Genomic DNA, 17,205 nt, shown 5'->3' with positions numbered 1-17,205 from the left:
CCCCCTTACCAGGCGAGTGAACGGTCGACGGTGTGCAGGACCCGGTCCAGATCGGGGAGGTAGTGCTCCTCGAGTTTGGCCGGCGGGTACGGCGTGTCGAATCCGGTCACCCGCAGCACGGGGGCTTCCAGCGAGTAGAAGCATTCCTGCTGCACACGCGCGGCGATCTCCGAGGTCAGCGACGACTCCGACGGCGCCTCGCTCAACGCGATGAGCCGTCCGGTCTTGCGCACCGACTCGAACACCGGCCCCAGGTCGAGCGGGGACAGCGTCCGCAGGTCGATGACTTCCAGGGACTTGCCCTCGTCCTCGGCGGCGGCTGCCGCGTCGAGCGCGACCTTCACCGACGGGCCGTACGCGACGACGGTCGCCGTCGTGCCTTCGCGGATGACGCGGGACTTGAACAGCGGGTCCGGCGTGGCGTCGGTGTCGATCTCGGCCTTCAAAGCACCCGAGTGGTACAGCTTCTTCGGCTCGAAGAACAGGATCGGGTCGTCGGACTTGATCGCCTGCTGGATGCCCCAGTAGGCGTCGACGGCGTTCGAAACCGACACGACCTTGAGCCCGGGGATGTGCGCGAACAGCGATTCCGGCGACTCCGAGTGGTGCTCGACCGCGCCGATGCCGCCGCCGAACGGCACCCGGATCACGATGGGCATCTTGATCTTGCCCTGCGTCCGGTAGTGCAGCTTCGCGACCTGGCTGGAGATCTGGTCGAAGCCCGGGAAGATGAAGCCCTCGAACTGGATCTCGCACACCGGGCGGAAACCGCGGACGGCGAGGCCGACCGCGGTGCCGATAATGCCTGATTCGGCCAGCGGCGTGTCCAGGACGCGCTGCTCGCCGAAGTCCTTCTGCAGGCCGTCGGTGATGCGGAAGACGCCGCCGAGCTTGCCGACGTCTTCACCCATGACCAGGACCTTGGGGTCCTCTTCCATGGCGCGCCGGAGGCCGAGGTTGATCGCCTTGCCGATGGTGAGTTTCTGGAGGTCGGCCATTTCAGTGCTCACCCGCCCCGACGAAGCCGTCCATGTAGGACAGGAACTCTTCGCGCTGCGCGTCCAGCAGCGGCGTCGATTCCGCGTACACGTTGGAGAAGATCCGCTCGGGTGGCGGTTCGGGCATGTTGAAGCAGTACTCGCGCAGCTCCGCCGCGAACGCGTCCGAATCTGCCTGCACCTGGTCGAAGAACGCCTGGTCGGCGCCGCCACCGCGGGCGAGATACGCCCGGACGCGCTCGATCGGGTCCTTCAGCTTCCACTCCTCCAGCTCGTCGGAGAGGCGGTAGCGGGTGGGGTCGTCGGTGGTGGTGTGCGCGTCCATCCGATAGGTGAACGCCTCGATCAGCACCGGGCCGTTGCCGTGGCGGCACTCCTCCAGCGCCCAGCGGGAGACCGCGAGGCAGGCGAGGACGTCGTTGCCGTCCACGCGGATGCCGGGGAAGCCGTAACCGCGGGCGCGCTGGTACAGCGGCAGCCGCGACTGGCGTTCGGTGGGCTCCGAGATCGCCCACTGGTTGTTCTGGCAGAAGAACACGAGCGGCGCGTCGTAGACGGCGGCCCAGACGAAGCCTTCGTGCACGTCGCCCTGCGAAGTCGCTCCGTCACCGAAGTAACAGATGGTCGCTTCGCCGTCGTCGTCGCCGACCTTGCCTTCGAACTTCTGGCCCATCGCGTAACCGGCGGCGTTGAGCACCTGGTTGCCGATCACGATGGTGTACGGGTGGAAGCCGTGGGCCTTGTAGTCCCAGCCGCTGTGGTCGGTGCAGCGGAAGATGCCGAGCACCTCTTTGAGGTCGACGCCGCGGGCGTACGCGACACCGTGCTCGCGGTAGCTGGGGAACGCCATGTCCGTCTTCCGCAGCGCGCGGCCGGAGCCGATCTGCGCGGCCTCCTGCCCCAGCAGCGGGACCCAGATGCCGAGCTGGCCCTGGCGCTGCATCGCGTTGGCCTCGCGGTCCGCGCGGCGGACCAGGACCATGTCGCGGTACAGGCCCTTGAGGGCTTCGGTGTCGACGTCGTCGACGTAGCGGTCGAATTGCGGCGAGGCGACTCGTTCGCCTTCGGGGGTGAGCAGCTGAGTCAGCTCAGCGCCACCTTCGCTCGTTGCTCGCAAACCGGCGATCACCTGTTCGGGGGAAGGTTGCGCCGCTACGGCGGCGGGACCATCTCCAGGCTCCGGGTGCGTCCAGTGTTCGGACGGCATGCGCTGCTCTCCTTGATGTCGGCGCCTCTGGCGGCCACTTGTGGCGGCCACAGTGACTGCGCCGGCGGGGACCAGCGCGTCGGATCTGAAGCGCTGGGTCACCATCGGCGTTGACGGTTCGTGCGCACATCCTGGCATGCCGGACGCCGTTTTGGTCAGTGGCGGATGCTGATTTGTTGCTGAGAAAGGGTGTCTGATCAGGGAAAATGCTAGGAAGCCCGAGTGTGGGGCCGCCGAAAGTAGGGAATTCACCCGCGGGCCGACCAGCGGACGACTCGTCCGGACGGGTGGCCTGCCGGGCTTGATCGATGACGATCCGTGCCCGCCGCTGTGACCCATCCCACCCTCCCCGACCCGTGGCAGGATGGCGGACGTGGAGCAGAAATCCGTACGCGAAACCGTGGTTTCGAACTGGACGAACGACGTCCTTCCCAGCCTGTCCGGCCTGGTGGCGATCCCCGCCTTGTCGCCGGCGTTCGACTCCGAGTGGGCGAAGACCGGTCATCTGGCCGCCGCCGTCGAGCACGTCCGTTCCTGGATCGCCGCACGGGAGATCCCCGGCGCGACGCTCGAGGTCGTGGAGCTCGAAGGTCGCAGCCCGCTGCTGGTCGTCGACATCCCGGCGACGTCCGCGGCGGCCGACAAGGGCACCGTGCTGATGTACGGGCACCTCGACAAGCAGCCCCCGGTCGGCGGCTGGTCCGAGGGGCTCGACCCGTGGACGCCGGTGATCCGCGACGGGCGGCTGTACGGCCGCGGCGCGGTCGACGACGGCTACTCGGGCTACGCGGCGACGACGGCGATCGAGGCCGTGCGCGCCGCCGGTGGCGAGCACTCCCGCGCGGTCGTGCTGCTGGAGACCGGTGAGGAATCCGGCAGCCCGGACCTGCCCGCCTACGTCGAGCACCTGAAGGAGAAGCTCGGCGAGGTCTCGCTGGTCGTCTGCCTCGACGCCGGCGGCACCGACTACAAGCGCCTCTGGCTGACGACCAGCCTGCGCGGCATGCTGCACGTCAACGTCACCGTGAAGGTGCTCGAGTCCGCGCAGCACTCGGGGATGGCCAGCGGCATCGTCGCGAGCTCGTTCCGTGTCCTGCGTGTCCTGCTCGACCGGATCGAGAACGCCGAGACCGGCGAGATCAAGCTCGCCGAGCTGAGCGTCGACATCCCGGAGAACCGCGTCGAGGACGCTCGCGGTGTCGTCGAGATCGCGCCCGGCGCGGCGAAGACGCTCTTCCCGGTGGTCGGCCGGACGGTGTCCGACGACGACCTGGAGCTGCTGCTCAACAACTCGTGGCGGCCGACGCTTTCGGTGATCGGCGCGGAGGGCTTCCCGCTCCCGGCCGACGCGGGCAACGTGCTGCGGGACAGCACCACGCTCACCCTGAGCTTCCGCCTCCCGCCGACGGCCGACGCGCAGGCCGCGATGGAGGCGGTCCGCCGCGTGCTCACCACCGACGTGCCGTACGACGCTTCGGTGGAGCTCGGCGACTTCCAGGCCGAGAACGGCTGGAACGCGCCGGTCACCGCGTCGTGGCTCGACGACGTCCTGCACCACGTGAGCGGCGAGGTCTTCGGCGCGCCGCACAAGAGCTTCGGCATGGGCGGGTCGATCCCGTTCATGGGGCTGCTCGGCGAGAAGTACCCGGAGGCGCAGTTCGTGGTCACCGGCGCCTGCGGGCCGGACTCGAACATCCACGTGCCGGACGAGTGGCTGAACATCGACTTCGCGCAGCGGGTCACCGAAGCGGTCGCGCACATCCTGGACGCACACGCGCGGAGCTGATCTCCTCCGCTCACGCTGCAATGAAGGGGCCTTTCATAGCAAAATTTGCTATGAAAGGCCCCTTCATTGCAGCTCCGGGAGGAACCGCACCCACACCACCTGGTACGACGTCGCGCCTCGGCTCGCCGACGCGTTCACCGTCGTCTGCCCGGATCTCCCCGGCTACGGCCAGTCCTCGAAACCCGAGACCAGCGAGGTCACTCCGCGCACTCGAAACGTGCCATGGCCCGGCACATCGTCGCGCTCATGAGTCACCTCGGGCACGAACGGTTCGCCGTCGCCGGGCACGATCGCGGCAGCGCCGTCGCCTATCGCCACTCACGACCACCTGTACCGAACGGCCACCGCCGCCCTCGTCGCTAGGCGAACTTGTTCAGCGCGGCCGCGAGCTCCGTCAGCTGCGGCGTGAAGCGCTGGTACGAGAACGGCGTCTCGTTGTTCCAAGGGATCAGCTTTCCCGCCTTGACCGCGGGCAGCCGGCCCCAGGTCGGCACGCCGCCGAGCCCGTCCGGGCCGAGGGAGAGCGAGCCGCCGCGGTTGTCGTACATGATCACGTCGGCGGTGTACTTGCCGATGTTCTCCCAGCTGATCTGCTGGTAGTAGCCGCCCTGGCTCTCGTCCGGCGCCTCGGGGAGGACGAAGTTCAGCCCCTTGTTCTGGTAGTGCTTCGAGGTCGCGAACGACGGCGGGTTCGCGATGTAGACGGTGTCCTTCTGCGCGGAGATCAGGAGGACCTTCAGTCCGGATGCCTTCTTGATCGCGTCGCCCAGCGCGGCGTCGGCCTTCTCGTACTCGGCCTTCGCGGCCTGGATCGCCGGAGTGTTCGTGTCGGCCCCGAGTGCCTTCGCCAGCGCGATGAACTTCGCGATCCCCTCCGGCATCGCGAGCCCCTGCAGCCGGACGCCGACGCTCGGCGCGGCCTTGTCGATCTTCTCCGTCTGCGTGTCCGGGATGTACCACATCTGGTCCTTGAGGTACATCACGCTGACCAGCAGCTGCGGGTTCAGCGAGACGAACTTGTCGAAGTTGAACTCGTTGTAGACGTTCCCGAGCGAGGTCACCGCGTTCAGGTCGACGCCGCCCGCCTGCGGATCCGGTTTGCCGTCGGCGAACTTCGACGGGCCGAAGATCCCGGCCGACTTCACGCCGAGGTCCCACAGTGCCGCCGCGGCGGTCACCTGCGCGACGATCCGGGTCGGCCGCTCGCCTTCGAGTTTCCGGCCGCGATCGTCGGTGAAGGACCAGGTCGCGCCCGCTCCCGTGGCGGGCGCCTCTTCCTGATAGCCGCAGGCGGTCAGGAGGCCGGTGGCGCCGAGCGCCGCGGTGCCGGCGAGGAAGCCGCGTCGAGAGAGGTGCATGGAGATCTTCTTTCACCGAGGGACCGAAGTTCGGCGTTAGGCTAGCCTTCCCTTATCGTGAACGCCATGGTCCAGGTCACGGAGCGCGTCAGATCACCGAGGACCAGCGTTTCCGTGCGAACGCTGGTCCTGACGGGGTCGCTCGTAGCGCTCGCCGCGGTCGTCCTGCTTTCGATCGGCTTCGGCTCGAACCGCCTTTCCCTCGGCGAAGTGCTGCACGCTCTCTTCGCTTACGACGGCAGCTACAACGACGTCGTCGTCCGCGACGATCGTCTGCCCCGCACGGTGCTCGGCGTCCTGGTCGGGATGGCGCTCGGGCTGGCGGGTTCGCTCATGCAGGCGATCACCCGCAACCCGGTGGCGGAACCCGGTCTGCTCGGCATCAACCACGGCGCCGCCGTCGCGATCGTGCTCGGCTCGGCCGTGTTCTCGGTGACTTCGCCCAGTGAGTACGTCTGGTTCGCCTTCGCCGGAGCGCTCACGGGAACCGCGCTGGTCTCGGTGATCGGCGGCACGCGGGGCGCCACGAGCCCGCTGCGGCTGGTGCTGGCCGGGGTCGCGGTGCAGGCGGTGTTCGTCGGGATCAACCAGGGCATGCAGATGATCAACACGCACAACCTGGAAGCGATGCGGTTCTGGCTGGTCGGCTCGCTGGTCAACCGGAACGCGGACCAGTTGTCCGTACTGCTGCCGTTCTTCGTCGCGGGCGTGGTGATCGCGATCGTGCTGGCCCGCGCGCTGAACGCGCTGGCGCTCGGCGAGGACACCGCCCGCGGTCTCGGCGCGAATCCGGCGCTCGTCCGCGTCGCCGGGATGGTCGCCGTCGGGTTGCTGTCGGCGGCGGCGACCGCGGCCTGCGGGCCGATCGCCTTCGTCGGCCTGATGATCCCGCACGTCGTCCGGTCGCTGGTCGGCCAGGACGAGCGCTGGGTGATGCTGCTTTCGGCGCTTCTCGGGCCGGTGCTGCTGCTCGGCTGCGACGTCCTCGGCCGCCTTCTCGGCGCGCCGGGTGAGATCCAGGTCGGCGTGATGACCGACGTGGTCGGCGGGATCGCGTTCGTGATCGTGGCCAGGCGGCTGAAGGCGGTGCGCCGATGACCGCCCCCGTCCGCCGTGAGTCCGGTTTGGACAGACGATCGCTGGTCGTCATCGCCGCGCTGGCCCTGGTGGTCTTGGCGCTCGTCGTGCTCTCGGTCGGCACGGGCGACTACGAGATGAGCCCCGGCGAGGTGCTCGCGACCCTGGCGGGCCAAGGGACGAAGGCGCAGTACCTGGTCGTCATGGGACGGCTTCCGCGTGTGCTGGTCGCGGTCCTCGTCGGCGCCGCGCTCGCGCTGGCCGGGGCGATCTTCCAGACGATCACCCGCAATCCGCTGGGCAGCCCGGACATCATCGGATTCACCACGGGTTCCGCGACCGGCGGCATCGTGACGTTCCTGGTCTTCGGCGGCAGCCCCGCGGTCGTCTCGTTCGGCGCTCTGGCGGGCGGCTTGCTGACCGCGCTGGTCGTCATGGCCCTGTGCGCGCCGCACGGCCTGCTGAGTTCACGGCTGGTGCTGCTCGGGATCGCGGTCAGCGCGGTGCTGGTCGGCGTGAACTCGTACCTGCTGGTGAAGGCGAACCTCGAAGCCGCCGCGCAGGCCGTCGGCTGGCTGGTCGGGGACCTGTCGGGCCGCGACTGGAGCTATTTCGTGCCGCTGGCGGTCGCGATGGCGGTGTTCGTCCCGGTCGTCTTCGCGAACGGCCGCGCGCTGCGCATGCTGGAGATGGGCGACGACACCGCCACCGGCATCGGCGTCGACGTCCACCGCGTGCGGCTGACCCTGGTGCTCGTCGCCGTCGCGCTGGTCGCCGCCGCCACCGCGGCGACCGGCCCGCTCCCGTTCATCGCCCTCGCCGCACCACAGCTGGCGCGCCGGATGACGCGGCTGCCGGGGCCCAACCTGGTGGCGTCGGTGTTCGCCGGGGCGACGCTGGTCGTCGCGGCGGACTTCCTCGGCCAGCGCCTTCTGGCGTCTTCGCTGCTGCCCGCGGGCGTCGTCGCGGCGGCCCTCGGTGGCGCCTACCTGCTCTGGCTGTTGCTGCGGCGCCGGGCCTGACGGCTCACGTCAGCCGGGTCAGCTGCACCGAGACGTCCAAAGTGGACTGACCGCCACCGGTGAAGATGCCCTTGAGCGGTGGCACGTCGGCGTAGTCGCGGCCGTACGCGACCCAGACGTGGCGCGGTCCGACCGGGATCGCGTTCGTCGGGTCGTAGGCCCACCAGCCGCCGGTCCACACGTCGACCCAGGCGTGGCTCTCGCCCTCGACCGTCTCGCCGAGCTTCGCCTCCGGTTTCGTGTGCAGGTACCCGGAGACATACCGCGCCGGGACGCCGATCGCGCGCAGCATCACCAGCGTCACATGCGCGAAGTCCTGGCAAACCCCTTCGCGCGCACGCCAAGCGTCGGTCGCCGTGCTGTGCACGCCGGTCGTCCCCGGCTGGTACTTGAGCTGCTGGTTGACCCATTCGCAGACGGCGAGCACGGCCTCCGCCGGGTCGAGCCCCTTCCGCAGTTCGCGCGCGACCTTCGTCAGTTCCGGATCGCGCGGCGTGTACGGCGTCGGCGTCAGGTACTCGGTGCGGTGGTCGACCACCGTGTCTCCGCGCAGGTCCTTCCACGACGCCGAGCGGATCGGCTCGCCCTCGTCGGCGGTCTCGACCACCGACGTCGCGAGCACGGTGAACTCGGTGTGCGGCGCGTGAAGGTCGAACGAGGTCACGACGGTGCCCCAGTAGTCCGTGTACCGGTAGGCGCGGGTCGCGGGCGTCGTCTCGACCCGGTTCACGACCGTGGTCTGCCGCCGATCGGACCGCGGGGTCAGCCGCGCCTCGTTGTACGACTGCGTGGCAGGCGTCGCGTACCGGTATCCCGTGCGGTGAGCCACCCGAAGTTGCCAGGTCACAGCGAAACCTCCGCACCGCTCCAGGCCACCCAAGGCGACGAATGGAAGTACTGCACCGAAACCGCGTCGCCGATGTCCTTGATCGACGTCTGGAGCGCGCCGAGCCGTTTCGGCAGGTCCTCCAGCAGATCGGACTGCCGCAGGAACTCCAGCTCACTGCGGGCGCGGCCGAGTTGCCGCAGCGCTTCGGACTTCTCGTTGGCCCGCGAGTTGACGCCGGGATCCAGCCTTTCCAGGCATTCCTCCGCCTGGCGCAGCGCGTGGAACACCGAACGGGGGAACAGCGTGTCGCGCATCAGGAACTGCACGACCCGGGCCGCGTCGAGTGCGCCGCGATAGGTTCGCAGGTAGGTGTCCTGCGCGCCGGCCGAACGGAGCACGGTGATCCAGCCAGGTGAGGACGCGCTGTCCTGTACCCGCGAAAGCAGCAGCCGCACCACCATGTCCGCGCGTTCGATCGAACGGCCGAGCACCAGGAACAGCCAGCCGTCGTCGCGGCTCATCGTCGAATCCGCGAGCCCGGCGAACATCGCCGCGCGTTCCTCCACAAAGGACAGAAAGGCGTGCGGCCCGGCGCGGCGCGCGTACCGTTGCCTGTCCGGCACCGCGTTCCAGGTCGCGTTCAGGCATTCCCACAGCTCGGTCGAGACGACCTCGCGGGCGCCGCGCGTGTTTTCGCGGGCGGAGTTGATCGAACCGACGATCGACGCCGGATTGTCCTTGGCGTAGGCGACCAGTTCGGTCAGCTTCCACACGTCGAGCGAATCCATCCCCTCCGGCGAGATGCCGAGGACGGCGAGCAGCTGGCGGCTCGCGTGGTCCGGGTCGACGCTCGCGTCTTCGAGCAGCTGGTGCACGGAGACGTTGAGGATGCGGGAGGTGTCGTCGGCGCGTTCGACGTAGCGGCCGATCCAGTACAGCGATTCCGCGTTACGGGCTAGCACATCAACCTCCCTTTAGGCCTGTTGCTGCTGTTGCTGCTGGGTCGTGGTCAGCTCGGGGCCCTGTTCGGCGACCAGTCCGTCCACTTCGGACAGTGCGCCGAGCGCCGGGCGTTCCAGCTCCCGTTCCGCCGTCGAAGACCGCGGCGCCAGCACCCAGGTGTCCTTGGAACCGCCGCCCTGCGACGAGTTGACCACCAGGCTGCCCTCCGGGAGCGCGACCCTGGTCAGTCCGCCCGGCAGCACGAAGATCTCCTTGCCGTCGTTGACCGCGAACGGGCGGAGGTCGACGTGCCGCGGCGCCAGCCTTTCGTCGACTTTGGACGGCACGGTGGACAGCTGGACCACCGGCTGCGCGATCCAGCCGCGTTTGTGCGCCCGGACCTTCCGCTTCAGCGCGGCCAGCTCGGCCTGCGACGCCTCCGGGCCGAACACGATGCCGTATCCGCCCGAGCCTTCGACCGGTTTGATCACCAGCTCGTCCATATGCTGCATGACGTGGTCGAACTCGTCCGGCAGCCAGCACCGGAAGGTGTCCACGTTGGGCAGCAGCGGCTTCTCGTTGAGGTAGTACTTCACCATCTCTGGCACGTAGGTGTAGACGAGCTTGTCGTCACCGACACCGTTGCCGACCGCGTTCGAGACCACCACGTTGCCCGCGCGCGCCGCGTTGAGGATCCCGGCGACCCCCAGCACGGAATCGGGCCGGTAGTGCACCGGGTCGAGGAACTCGTCGTCGATCCGGCGGTAGATGACGTCGACCTGCCGTTCGCCCTCGGTGGTGCGCAGGTAGACGACGTTGTCACGGCAGAACATGTCGCGGCCTTCGACCAGCTCGACCCCCATCAGCCGGGCCAGCAGCGAATGCTCGAAGTACGCGGAGTTGTGCACTCCCGGCGTGAGCACGACGACCATCGGATCGGCGACGTTCGCCGCGGCCGCCGCCCGCAGCGCGCGCAACAGATGCGAGGCGTAGTCGCCGACCGGGCGGACCCGGTGCTGGGCGAACAGATCCGGGAACACGCGCGCCATCGTGCGGCGGTTCTCCATCACGTACGAAACACCCGAGGGATTGCGGAGATTGTCCTCCAGCACCCGGAAGGTGCCCTCCTCGTCACGCACCAGGTCCACACCGGACACGTGGATGCGGACGCCGTTGGGCGGGTTGATCCCGAACGCCTCGCGCTGGAAATGCTCACACGAGGTGATCAGCCGGCGTGGGAGCACACCGTCCCGCAGGATCTGCCGATCGCCGTACACGTCGGCGAGGAAGGCCTCCAGCGCGCGGACCCGTTGCGCCACACCGCGTTCGAGTTTGGTCCATTCGGCCGAAGTGATCACCCTCGGCACCAGGTCGAGCGGGAACGGGCGTTCCTGGCCGGACAGCGAGAACGTGATGCCCTGATCCACCATCGCCCGGTCGATCGCCGCCGACCGCGACGAAAGATCCGCCGACGTCAGCGAGGAGATCGACTCGTACAACGCCCGATACGGCTGGCGGACCGTGCCGTCGGCGGTGAACATCTCGTCGTACGCGCCCGCGTGCGGCCGGGACGGCGAGAGATAGCCGTCGAACTGCGCCCCGGGCCTCGCCGCGCGCCGCGCCGACGTCGTCGTCCGCGGGCGGCGGCCCGCAGGTGGGAGGCGCGGCGCCGGGTTGTTGTTCATGGGGGCCATCGTGACCCATGGACCCCGTCCGGCGCGAGTCACCGGGGTTGGCTTGTTGTAATGATCAACCTGATGCTAGCCTCCCCGGGCGTATTCAAACCTGACTGGGGAAGGTTGGATTCTGTTTGGCGTTTCGCCATGTGATAAATCGCGCATTATCTGCTGGACAAGCAGAATCTGAATTTTCGATGCAATTTTCAAGGGGAATTGTGAAGAATCTTGTAAAGGCGTTCATCGTGGCCGGTGCCGCAGTGGCGGCGTTGGCTGTCCCGGGTGTCGCGATGGCTGCTCAGGACGGTGCCGCAGCACCGTCGACCAGTGTCGGCGTAGCGGATGTCAACAGTCGTTGGTGCGGTCATAACTACAATAGCTGTGTCAGTGAGCGGAGCGAATTCGCCCGATATTACAACGTTGGGCCGCTCCGGTACTTTCCTGTTGACCCCAGTTGTGCGGGTATCTGCTACAACGGCTACGTGTTCGATTATTGGAACAAGTAGTAAGGCGGCGGTGGGGCGCTTCGGCGCCCCACCGTGTTTCACGTGCTGGGCCGGTTGAACCCCTGTCGTGACCCATCGGGACCGAGGTCGGCTCGATCCCGTCGTCGGGACGGTCGTCGGTGGAAACAGCGCTGTAACGTCTCGGTGCTGTGATTGCCGCCGGATGAGTGGCAATATGCGTGCTCTCGACACATGGGAACTACAAGGAGTGACGACGTGGCCCGATTGAAAGCGCTCGCCCTGATCCCGGCGCTCGCCCTAGCCGCGGGTGCGCTGACCGCGTGTGGCGAAGAAGGTGGGCAGAGCACCGCGGCCGGTGGCGTCCAGCTCGTCGCTTCCGGCAAGCTCACCACCTGCACGCACCTGCCCTACCAGCCGTTCCAGGTCAAGCAGGGCGACAAGATCGTCGGCTTCGACGTCGACCTGGTCGACCTCGTCGCGAAGAAGCTCGGCGTCGAGCAGAGCATCGTCGACATCGCCTTCGAGAACATCGAGTCCGGCGAGGCGATGAACACCGGTCAGTGCGACCTCGCCGCCGCGGGTATGACGATCAACGACAAGCGCAAGGCGAAGTTCGTCTTCTCCGACCCGTACTTCGAGGCGTCGCAGGCGCTGCTGGTCAAGACCGGTTCGCCGATCAAGGACCTGAGCAACGTCGCGGGCAAGAAGATCGGCGTCCAGTCGGCCACCACCGGTGCCGACTACGCCAAGGAGAAGGCCGCCGGCGCCGAGATCGTCACCTTCGACGACCTCGCGCTGCTGGAGCAGGCGGTCAAGAGCGGCCAGGTCGACGCGGGCGTCAACGACAACGGCGTGCTCTACGACTTCGTGAAGACGAACCCGGACACCACCGTCGTCACCGAGTTCAAGACCAACGAGTTCTACGGAATCGGCATGAAGACGGGCAACACCGCCCTCCTCAACCAGGTCAACGAGGTCCTCAAGGCCTCGGCCGCAGACGGCTCGTACGCGCAGATCTACCAGAAGTGGTTCGGCAAGGCGCCGACCTGGCAGCCGGGCAGCCCGGCCGCCGGTTGATAATCCGTCCTCTGTGGCCGGTGCCCAGCGCACCGGCCACAGGCTTGTCACCACCTGTTTGAGGAGAGAAATGGCTCTGAGCCGCCGCCAGCGACGATCGGCGTTCCGGTGGGCGCAGTACGGTCTGCTGCTGGTGATCGTCGTGGTGTTCGCGCTGCTGGCCGACTGGGGACGGCTGGGCAAGGCGTTCTTCGACCTCGAAGTCGCCGCGAAGCAGTTCCCGGACGTCATCACCGTCGCACTGAAGAACACCATCATCTTCACCGCGCTGGGCTTCGCGCTCGGTCTCGGGCTCGGTCTCCTGCTCGCGCTGATGAGACTGTCCTCGGTCGCCCCGTACCGCTGGTTCGCGCGCGGGTACATCGAATTCTTCCGCGGCCTGCCCGCGCTGCTGATCTTCCTGGCGGTCGGTGTCGGGGTGCCGATCGCCTTCCCGAACGTGTTCCTGCCGCGGAACATTTCGATCATGCTGGCGCTGGGCATCGTGTCCTCGGCCTACATGGCGGAGACCATCCGCGCCGGTATCCAGGCGGTGCCGCGCGGACAGGTCGAGGCCGCGCGGTCGCTCGGCATGTCGCCCGCGCGCACGATGATCACCGTCGTGATCCCGCAGGCGTTCCGGATCATCCTGCCGCCGCTGGCCAACGAGCTGATCATGCTGACGAAGGACTCTTCGCTGGCGTTCCTGCTCGGCACCACGCCGGCGCAGCAGGAACTCGCGCAGTTCAGCCGTCAGGCGCTGCTGGAGGCCAAGGGCCTGACACCGATCGTCGTCGCCGGTCTGTGTTATCTGGTCATCACCATTCCGCTGTCGATCCTGCAGCAGCGGCTAGAGAAGAAATACGGAGCCGGAGTGCCCGGCGGAGGAACGGTATGAGCGCCCAGACGATCGTCGAGGTTTCAGGACTGCACAAGGCGTTCGGCGAACTCGAAGTGCTCAAGGGCATCGACCTGCACGTCGAGCGCGGCCAGGTCGTCTGCATCATCGGCCCGTCGGGCTCCGGCAAGTCGACGTTGTTGCGCTGCGTCAACCTCCTCGAGGAACCGCAGCAGGGCAAGATCGTGGTAAACGGCAGCGAGATCACCGACTCGGACGTCGACATCGACGGCGCCCGCACGAAGATCGGCATGGTCTTCCAGTCGTTCAACCTCTTCTCGCACCTGAGCGTGCTCGACAACCTCACCGTCGCGCAGCGCAAGGTGTTGAAGCGCGGCAAGGACGAGGCGGAGCGAATCGCGCGGGAGAACCTCGCGAAGGTCGGGTTGGCGGAGAAGGAATCTTCGCTGCCGACACAGCTCTCCGGCGGGCAGCAGCAGCGCGTCGCGATCGCCAGGGCGCTGTCGATGGACCCCGACGTCATGCTGTTCGACGAACCGACGTCGGCGCTCGACCCCGAACTGGTCGGCGACGTCCTCGCGGTCATGCGGCAACTCGCGCAGGAGGGCATGACGATGCTCGTCGTCACGCACGAGATGCAGTTCGCCCGCGAGGTGGCCGACACCGTGCTGTTCATGGACGGCGGTGTCGTCGTCGAGCAGGGTTCGCCGGCCCAGGTGATCGGCGACCCGCAGGAGGAACGCACGAAGACGTTCCTTTCGCGGGTGTTGAACCCGAACCACCAGGGCTAACGCCCCCGGAGCTGCGACTCCAGCTGGACCACCTTGGAGACGATTTCGTGCGGCCCGGCGCCCATGAGGCTCACCCAGCCCTTGGCGTCCGGGCCGAACACGACGCGGCCCTGTTCGGTGTCCATCCAGCCCGGTGGCCTTTCGACGCGTTTCCGGTTGCCGCCGCCGTCACGGATGGCGACGTACAGCCTGCCGAAGAAGGTGTGCGGCGACCGGATCCACTGGATGATCTTCTTGGCGTCGCGGATGCTCGGGCCACCGCCCGTCAGCGTTTCGCCCTTCATCAGGACCTGCAGATCGGCTTCCGCGCAGTTCAACGACGGTGTGCGCGCGGCGGGAGCCTCCGGGAGCAGACCGGTGAAATCCTGCGCGAGCGTGTCCGGTCTGGTCGGCTTCAGGTACACGACCTTGTCGACCAAGACGACCGTGGCCGCTTCCCGGCCACTGCCCGCGGCGCGAACGGTCCGCTCACGCCCCTCGGACTTCACCCACGAGTAGTACTCCACCGCAGGCCGCTGCAGGAAACGCAAGGCGTCGAGGAATTCGTCGTCGATCCGGCCATGCCTGAGCAGACCCTGTCCGTCCAATTCGGACTGTGCGGTCGCGGCGAGCCCGCGACGTTCCTCGGGCAGGTACCACTGCGCGCCACGGACGAGCGTCGGGTGGATGTCGCCCAGATTGTGCTGGTCCAGCAGGGTTTCGTAAGTCCGGAGCGTCAGTTCGACGGGTTTCCGCAGCACGTTACGCGCCGATCACCGGCGGAACCGGCTTGTCCCCGTCGTAGCCGCCGAAGAGGGAGTCGCCGTCCTCTTCCTGCAGCATGATCTTGCGCTGGTGCTCCTCGTCCTCGCCGCCCTTGCCCTTGGCGCCGCCCATCCCGCCGCCGCCCATCCCCGGCGCGCCGGTACGACCCGCCGCCGCGGGGCCTCCCGCCGGTGTACCGCGCATCGCGGCTTCACCAGGCATCCCGGCGCCGACACCGCGACCGGGCCCCATGCTCCCCGGCCCACCCGTCGACCCACCCGGCCCGAACCCGCCACCAGGCCCGAATCCGCCGCTGAACCCACCCGACCCCGGGCCGAATCCAGTGCCGCCACCGGGTCCACCCGGCCCGAGGTTTGGCGGTGGGAAGTTGCCTGGACGCCCCTGGACCTTGTCGTCCGCCTTGGAGGACAGGTCGGTCCGATCGTTCGGTTGCGGCGAAGGCAGCGGCCTCGGCATCTGCGGCATCCTCGGCGGCTGCGGAACCTGCGGCGGCCTCGGCGCCTGATAACCCTCGGCCCCCGGAGGCGCGCTGTACGAACTCGGCCCGCCGGTGTACCCGCCGGGTCCACCATGCCGCCCCGAGTCACCGGGCCCACCGGTGAACCCGCTGACCTTGGTCTGACCAGGGTCGACCGGCTCCGGCGTGATCGGCCCGGATGAAACGTTCGGATCGTGCGCGGCCGGATACGCCGGCGCGAGCGACTGCTGCCGAGGCTGCGTGTCCTGGTAGTACGGCTCGTAGATCTCGACGTTGTGCTTGGTGTCCGCGTCGAACTTCGCGGCCGCGATCTCGTCGTCACTCGCGCCGATGGACAGAACGTCCTCCGGCCCGCTGTCCCCCGCGCGCTCCTTCTCGACCGGCCGGACATTGCCGCGCGTGTAATGGAAAGAGGCGTTCTGGTCGTACATCGACTGCCGGGCGCGATCCATGTTCTCGCCCGCGATCTTGGAAGTCGCGATGAGCGGAGCAAGGCCTGCTACGCCGCTGTCGGCGGCTTTGCCCTTCCAGAACGTGCTGAGCGCGGTCTGGCTTTTCTCCATCGCCGTGCTGAAGTTTTCGTGGAAGACCATCAACTTGTGCGAGGCGACCTGCGCTTTGTCGAGAGTTTCCGTCGTGGAGGGATTGGCGTTGAGTTTGGTGAAGATCTCCCAGCCGCTATAGGTCATGGCCTAAGCTCCTTTGAGCTTCTTGATCGCCGCGGCAGCGACCTTGGTTGCCAAACCACAGGGATCTGACAGCATTGGGTTCCCTGTGGTCAGGAGCGGTGTGACCGTATAAGTAAGGTCATCACGCACGCCTACTGCGAGTACGCACCGCCCCTTGCCTTCTCCGCCGTTGTCGTAGATGACGCCTGGATACCCCTCGATCGAGTCGATCGGCTTGAATGTGGAGAGCCCGCCCTGCGCGTGTTTTGCGTAGAGGCTGCTCAGCCCATCTTTATTGCCAGGTAGAAGGCCCGCGGTGACGCTGCTAGGCCCTGCTTCGAAGATCCAGCCGCAGCTTTTTCCGAACGTTCCGTCGTCGACCTCGGTCTTCTCGACTTTTCCGCCGAGTTCCTCGATCTGAGCGGTGGCTACCGTGCTACACGGGTCCGATTCGGCTTGGGCGGTATTCAGAATCGGGTTTGTCACAGCAGGAGCGCCGTTCGCCGGTAGCCGTGCCGAGGTAGGCGCAGTCGGGGCGGCTGAGGTGGCATTTCCCGTCTTCGGGTCGCTGCATCCGCTCACCAGCAGCAAACCGCTCACCGCGGCTATGGACACGAACTTCCTGGCGTGGAGCATCAGTCGGCCTTCCCGATCTGGCGGAGTGCGTCGATGGCTGCTTGATCCTGGTTCTGATACGCAGTCCGGATTTGCCTCAAAGTGTCCAGGTATGAGTTCGTGTAGTCCCAGGCCCCCTGCATAAAGGCCTGGTAGGAGCTTCCCGAGTTGTTCGCGGCGACCGTGTATCCCTCGCTGCCGATTTCATGGCCCGGTGGCTGGATCTGATTCAGTACGTCGGCCTCGCGACGCGCCTTCCGGAAGTCGCTCTCGAGACAGTCTTCGAGGGACTTGATCACGGCGTCCATGGCGACTGGGTCGAACTCCCAGCCACCGTTCGCTGACGCCGTCGCGAAGTCGGCCTTCGCCTGGCCGCTCCCCAGTTCACCGTAGTTGGGCGGCGGGGGTGGGGGTGGCGCTGCGGCGGCACCCGGAATCAACCCCGAGTTCGGCGGCGGCGCCTGCGGCCCCGGCCCGTTGATCTGGTCATAGACCCCTTGAGGGCCGCGTCCCGGTCCTGTCATGACGTGCCTCCCCGCACGGGCCGCGATGGGGCGCGACCTACCCGTAGTTCCCTGCTGACTCCAACCGGTGACGATAGCAGCAGGTAA

Annotated in this window: 18 protein-coding genes and 1 pseudogene; 8 read left to right on the top strand and 11 right to left on the bottom strand. The window is 67.5% G+C overall.

The window, feature by feature from the left end:
• Window positions 1–5: 5 nt before the first annotated feature.
• Window positions 6–998, bottom strand: coding sequence for an alpha-ketoacid dehydrogenase subunit beta (locus tag DL990_RS02420; protein ID WP_125797762.1), 993 nt, complete (start codon window positions 996–998; stop codon window positions 6–8).
• A 1-nt stretch (window position 999) separates the two neighbouring features.
• On the bottom strand, window positions 1,000–2,205 hold the full coding sequence (gene pdhA, locus DL990_RS02415; protein ID WP_125779899.1) for a pyruvate dehydrogenase (acetyl-transferring) E1 component subunit alpha: 1,206 nt from the start codon (window positions 2,203–2,205) through the stop codon (window positions 1,000–1,002).
• Between the two features lie 373 nt (window positions 2,206–2,578).
• Between pdhA and DL990_RS02410 the strand changes: the two genes are divergently transcribed.
• Window positions 2,579–3,991: a M20/M25/M40 family metallo-hydrolase gene (locus tag DL990_RS02410; RefSeq protein WP_199746189.1), complete on the top strand. Its 1,413-nt coding sequence runs from the start codon at window positions 2,579–2,581 to the stop codon at window positions 3,989–3,991.
• Window positions 3,992–4,034: 43 nt separating this feature from the next.
• A pseudogene (locus tag DL990_RS42350) lies at window positions 4,035–4,136 on the top strand (hypothetical protein); the annotation flags it as partial.
• Between the two features lie 17 nt (window positions 4,137–4,153).
• Here the strand turns inward: DL990_RS42350 and DL990_RS42345 are convergent.
• Window positions 4,154–4,309 carry a hypothetical protein gene (locus DL990_RS42345; RefSeq protein ID WP_158632580.1) on the bottom strand — a complete coding sequence of 52 codons (156 nt, stop codon included), beginning with the start codon at window positions 4,307–4,309 and terminating at the stop codon, window positions 4,154–4,156.
• Between the two features lie 41 nt (window positions 4,310–4,350).
• Window positions 4,351–5,349 (bottom strand): ABC transporter substrate-binding protein, encoded by a 999-nt coding sequence (locus DL990_RS02400; protein ID WP_125797760.1) that lies wholly within the window; start codon window positions 5,347–5,349, stop codon window positions 4,351–4,353.
• Window positions 5,350–5,463: 114 nt separating this feature from the next.
• Between DL990_RS02400 and DL990_RS02395 the strand changes: the two genes are divergently transcribed.
• Complete coding sequence (locus DL990_RS02395) at window positions 5,464–6,447, top strand: iron ABC transporter permease (RefSeq protein WP_125779893.1); 984 nt, start codon at window positions 5,464–5,466, stop codon at window positions 6,445–6,447.
• Window positions 6,444–7,448, top strand: a complete 1,005-nt coding sequence (locus tag DL990_RS02390) for an iron chelate uptake ABC transporter family permease subunit (protein ID WP_125797759.1) — start codon at window positions 6,444–6,446, stop codon at window positions 7,446–7,448. Before DL990_RS02395 ends, DL990_RS02390 begins: the two co-directional genes overlap by 4 nt.
• Before the next feature lie 4 nt (window positions 7,449–7,452).
• Here the strand turns inward: DL990_RS02390 and DL990_RS02385 are convergent, their stop codons facing one another.
• Genes DL990_RS02385 through DL990_RS02375 form a run of 3 tightly spaced genes read right to left on the bottom strand, consistent with a single transcriptional unit; the run spans window position 7,453 to window position 10,913 of the window.
• Window positions 7,453–8,295 carry a transglutaminase family protein gene (locus tag DL990_RS02385; protein WP_125779889.1) on the bottom strand — a complete coding sequence of 281 codons (843 nt, stop codon included), beginning with the start codon at window positions 8,293–8,295 and terminating at the stop codon, window positions 7,453–7,455.
• Window positions 8,292–9,239, bottom strand: a complete 948-nt coding sequence (locus tag DL990_RS02380) for an alpha-E domain-containing protein (RefSeq protein ID WP_125779887.1) — start codon at window positions 9,237–9,239, stop codon at window positions 8,292–8,294. The genes DL990_RS02385 and DL990_RS02380 overlap by 4 nt, the downstream gene beginning before the upstream one ends.
• A 12-nt stretch (window positions 9,240–9,251) precedes the next feature.
• The gene (locus DL990_RS02375) at window positions 9,252–10,913 is read right to left on the bottom strand and encodes a circularly permuted type 2 ATP-grasp protein (protein WP_125797758.1); all 1,662 of its coding nucleotides are present in this window, start codon (window positions 10,911–10,913) and stop codon (window positions 9,252–9,254) included.
• A gap of 116 nt (window positions 10,914–11,029) precedes the next feature.
• Between DL990_RS02375 and DL990_RS41675 the strand changes: the two genes are divergently transcribed.
• The 4 genes from DL990_RS41675 (at window position 11,030) to DL990_RS02360 (ending at window position 14,068) form a co-directional block, all read left to right on the top strand.
• The gene (locus tag DL990_RS41675) at window positions 11,030–11,401 is read left to right on the top strand and encodes a hypothetical protein (protein WP_125779883.1); all 372 of its coding nucleotides are present in this window, start codon (window positions 11,030–11,032) and stop codon (window positions 11,399–11,401) included.
• A gap of 216 nt (window positions 11,402–11,617) precedes the next feature.
• Window positions 11,618–12,439 carry a transporter substrate-binding domain-containing protein gene (locus DL990_RS02370; RefSeq protein ID WP_125790815.1) on the top strand — a complete coding sequence of 274 codons (822 nt, stop codon included), beginning with the start codon at window positions 11,618–11,620 and terminating at the stop codon, window positions 12,437–12,439.
• A gap of 70 nt (window positions 12,440–12,509) precedes the next feature.
• Window positions 12,510–13,316, top strand: coding sequence for an amino acid ABC transporter permease (locus tag DL990_RS02365; RefSeq protein WP_125779879.1), 807 nt, complete (start codon window positions 12,510–12,512; stop codon window positions 13,314–13,316).
• Window positions 13,313–14,068, top strand: a complete 756-nt coding sequence (locus tag DL990_RS02360) for an amino acid ABC transporter ATP-binding protein (RefSeq protein ID WP_125797757.1) — start codon at window positions 13,313–13,315, stop codon at window positions 14,066–14,068. The genes DL990_RS02365 and DL990_RS02360 overlap by 4 nt, the downstream gene beginning before the upstream one ends.
• Here the strand turns inward: DL990_RS02360 and DL990_RS02355 are convergent.
• Genes DL990_RS02355 through DL990_RS02340 form a run of 4 tightly spaced genes read right to left on the bottom strand, consistent with a single transcriptional unit; the run spans window position 14,065 to window position 17,118 of the window.
• Window positions 14,065–14,808 carry an ESX secretion-associated protein EspG gene (locus DL990_RS02355; protein ID WP_125797756.1) on the bottom strand — a complete coding sequence of 248 codons (744 nt, stop codon included), beginning with the start codon at window positions 14,806–14,808 and terminating at the stop codon, window positions 14,065–14,067. The genes DL990_RS02360 and DL990_RS02355 overlap by 4 nt on opposite strands.
• Window position 14,809: 1 nt before the next feature.
• Window positions 14,810–16,000 (bottom strand): hypothetical protein, encoded by a 1,191-nt coding sequence (locus DL990_RS02350; protein WP_125797755.1) that lies wholly within the window; start codon window positions 15,998–16,000, stop codon window positions 14,810–14,812.
• A 3-nt stretch (window positions 16,001–16,003) separates the two neighbouring features.
• The gene (locus tag DL990_RS02345; RefSeq protein WP_233620362.1) at window positions 16,004–16,579 is read right to left on the bottom strand and encodes a DUF3558 domain-containing protein; all 576 of its coding nucleotides are present in this window, start codon (window positions 16,577–16,579) and stop codon (window positions 16,004–16,006) included.
• A 35-nt stretch (window positions 16,580–16,614) separates the two neighbouring features.
• Window positions 16,615–17,118 carry a hypothetical protein gene (locus tag DL990_RS02340; RefSeq protein ID WP_125797753.1) on the bottom strand — a complete coding sequence of 168 codons (504 nt, stop codon included), beginning with the start codon at window positions 17,116–17,118 and terminating at the stop codon, window positions 16,615–16,617.
• Between the last annotated feature and the right edge of the window lie 87 nt (window positions 17,119–17,205).

It is taken from the genome of Amycolatopsis sp. WAC 01416 (assembly GCF_003947485.1).
Taxonomy (GTDB): Bacteria; Actinomycetota; Actinomycetes; order Mycobacteriales; family Pseudonocardiaceae; genus Amycolatopsis.
This window is presented reverse-complemented; position numbering and strand designations above follow the sequence as displayed.

Bases quoted from the DNA above. Each gene is read 5' to 3' on its own strand.
- DL990_RS02420 (WP_125797762.1), bottom strand. From the start codon at position 998: ATGGCCGACCTCCAGAAACTCACCATCGGCAAGGCGATCAACCTCGGC.
- pdhA (WP_125779899.1), bottom strand. From the start codon at position 2,205: ATGCCGTCCGAACACTGGACGCACCCGGAGCCTGGAGATGGTCCCGCC.
- DL990_RS02400 (WP_125797760.1), bottom strand. From the start codon at position 5,349: ATGCACCTCTCTCGACGCGGCTTCCTCGCCGGCACCGCGGCGCTCGGC.
- DL990_RS02390 (WP_125797759.1), top strand. From the start codon at position 6,444: ATGACCGCCCCCGTCCGCCGTGAGTCCGGTTTGGACAGACGATCGCTG.
- DL990_RS02375 (WP_125797758.1), bottom strand. From the start codon at position 10,913: ATGGCCCCCATGAACAACAACCCGGCGCCGCGCCTCCCACCTGCGGGC.
- DL990_RS02365 (WP_125779879.1), top strand. From the start codon at position 12,510: ATGGCTCTGAGCCGCCGCCAGCGACGATCGGCGTTCCGGTGGGCGCAG.
- DL990_RS02360 (WP_125797757.1), top strand. From the start codon at position 13,313: ATGAGCGCCCAGACGATCGTCGAGGTTTCAGGACTGCACAAGGCGTTC.
- DL990_RS02350 (WP_125797755.1), bottom strand. From the start codon at position 16,000: ATGACCTATAGCGGCTGGGAGATCTTCACCAAACTCAACGCCAATCCC.
- DL990_RS02340 (WP_125797753.1), bottom strand. From the start codon at position 17,118: ATGACAGGACCGGGACGCGGCCCTCAAGGGGTCTATGACCAGATCAAC.